Below are 375 nucleotides of genomic sequence, written 5' to 3'. Positions count from 1 at the left end.
CGCGAGGTCGGGGCCTTCCTGGCCGCGGGCGGCGGAGGCGCGTTCCACCGCCTCCAGCTGGTCGGTGAGGACGGACTTGGAGTCGTGCAGCAGCCGTCCGACGAGTGTGGACTTGCCGTCGTCGACGGAACCGGCGGTGGCGAACCGCAGGAGGGTCGTCTCGGAGAGTTCCGTGGTGGTGGTCATGCTTAGAAGTACCCCTCGCGCTTACGGTCTTCCATCGCGGCCTCGGACATCTTGTCGTCGGCGCGGGTCGCGCCCCGTTCGGTCAGCCGGGAGGCCGCGATCTCGGTGATCACGGCTTCCAGGGTCACCGCGTCGGAGTCGACGGCGCCGGTGCAGGACATGTCGCCGACGGTCCGGTAGCGCACCTGG

At 69.9% G+C, this 375-nt stretch carries 2 pseudogenes; both read right to left on the bottom strand.

The window, feature by feature from the left end:
- Nucleotides 1-186: pseudogene (locus I8N67_RS42065) on the bottom strand (hypothetical protein); the annotation flags it as partial.
- Between the two features lie 2 nt (nt 187-188).
- Nucleotides 189-375 (bottom strand): annotated as a pseudogene (locus tag I8N67_RS42060) (sulfate adenylyltransferase subunit CysD); the annotation flags it as partial.

It is taken from the genome of Streptomyces adelaidensis, assembly GCF_016598475.1.
Classification (GTDB): domain Bacteria; phylum Actinomycetota; class Actinomycetes; order Streptomycetales; family Streptomycetaceae; genus Streptomyces; species Streptomyces adelaidensis.
This window is presented reverse-complemented; position numbering and strand designations above follow the sequence as displayed.